This window comes from Actinospica durhamensis, from assembly GCF_018139695.1.
GTDB lineage: Bacteria > Actinomycetota > Actinomycetes > Streptomycetales > Catenulisporaceae > Actinospica > Actinospica durhamensis.
Map to the genome: position 1 here is coordinate 1 of NZ_JAGSOG010000548.1, position 1,673 is coordinate 1,673.

Consider the following 1,673-nt stretch of genomic DNA (forward strand, 5'->3'; position numbering starts at 1 on the left):
CGCCCGCCCTGCGCACGGCTTTCCAGCAGGCTGGGTCAGCGTCGGCGGCCTGCGGTCGGTGGCCTGCGCCGTTCTCTGCCCGCATCCGTCACCATATGCCGCGCTCATAGCCGAGGCCCGGGAAGTGGCGTGCCAAGTACTCAGGCAGTTTGGCTCTGCAACGAGGGCAGTTTCTGGCCTGCGATATCTCCATGTCGGCAAAGAGTCGGCGATCAGCCTCGGGCATGTCATCCGGAAGCGGTCTTTCGAGGATCTCGACGAAGTAGGCCCAGAGTGGATCTCCTTCGTTGTAAAGATGGTCCACGGCGTGCTGGGCGTACGTTCTTTCGTTGTATTGGCGAGCCTTGCGACGCAGAGCGGCCATTGCGGCCTCCCCGCGCTCGGGGGCAGCGTTTCGGCTGGTGCCGGGCCGATCCGGACCGCTGAAGTCCGGTTTACGCTTCCCCAGGATCGCGCGGCCGCGGGCGAGCATGGCCGCTACGAAGCCGAAGGTGCCGAATTTCCCGAGACGGGCGCGCAGGTTGTTCCGCGCCTTGTGAACCGTGGCGCCCACGGTCCCGCGCGAAATTCCCATTATTGCGGCGACCTCGGCCTCCGACCTGTCCGAAAGGCCGAACAACAACAGTGCGGTGCGCTGTCGTTCGGGCAGGTCGTCTACTGCTTCCAGCGCTCTACTCAGGGCGTAGGCATCGTGGGCATCGACGGCGGGGTGCTGCAGGGAGGTCCATTCGGCGTTGATCTCGGCGGTCTCCAGGTCCCCGTCGCTGGACCAGATCGCAGGCCGCTGCATCTCGCGGTGGACCTTCCTGCGCACGACCGTGTATATCCAGGCTATCGGCAGGCGTACGCTGTCCCAGTTCGCGATCAGGTCGGCCCAGGCCTCTTGGACCAGGTCTTCGGCGAGGTGCGAGGGCAGATCGTATGCCTGGAGCATCCGGCGGGTGGCGCGCAGCAAAGCAGGGTTCTCCGCCTCGAACAGCTCCTGATGGTTCTTCCAGACTCGCTCGCCGTCCCCTTGCAGCGGTGACTCGACCAGTTCCGCCTCCGGCAGCGATTCAGACGGCTGCCCGGCGACCTCCCCGTCCGTCACGGGGCGCTCCCACTCAACGCCCATTCCGGTCCCGCATCTCCCCGTCGGTCACGTTCTCGTTCCCCCGAGCAGGCCGATAGTCCCTCCCGTGCGGTGCGATGCGCGCCGCGAAGGCCTCCAGCAGTCTTTGTACGCCTGGCGCTGCCAAGACCGCCACCACAGCCGTTACAGCCTCGTTGTCCACGGAGTCGTTTCCTTCCACGAAGTTCGCGTCGTCCAGCCCAGGCTGTGACGAGCTTCCTTCGTGTACGTGGCTGAGGCTCCGGGTTTTCTTTACCGCCTCTCCGAAGATTTTTTCTGAGTGTGCATCATCCCTGGCTGAAGCAGTATGCGTGCACAACGCGACGGCGGTCGGCCCGGCACCCATCGATGGGTGCCGGGCCGACCGCCGTGCTCAGATCTCTACAGGTCGTAGTAGAGCTCGAACTCGTGCGGGTGCGGGCGCAGGCGGATGGGGTCGATCTCGGCGCTCTGCTTGTAGGCGATCCAGGTCTCGATGAGGTCCGGGGTGAAGACGCCGCCGGCGGTGAGGTAGTCGTGGTCCTCTTCGAGGGCGGCGAGGACGGCGGGGAGGGAGCCGGGG

The 1,673-nt window shown here is 65.8% G+C and carries 1 protein-coding gene and 1 pseudogene; both read right to left on the bottom strand.

The genetic code is table 11. The features are described 5' to 3' along the window. Positions 1-88: 88 nt before the first annotated feature. Positions 89-1,090: an RNA polymerase sigma factor gene (locus KDL01_RS40905; RefSeq protein ID WP_212534107.1), complete on the bottom strand. Its 1,002-nt coding sequence runs from the start codon at positions 1,088-1,090 to the stop codon at positions 89-91. A gap of 402 nt (positions 1,091-1,492) precedes the next feature. Continuing rightward, positions 1,493-1,673 (bottom strand): annotated as a pseudogene (locus KDL01_RS40910) (glutamine synthetase); the annotation flags it as partial.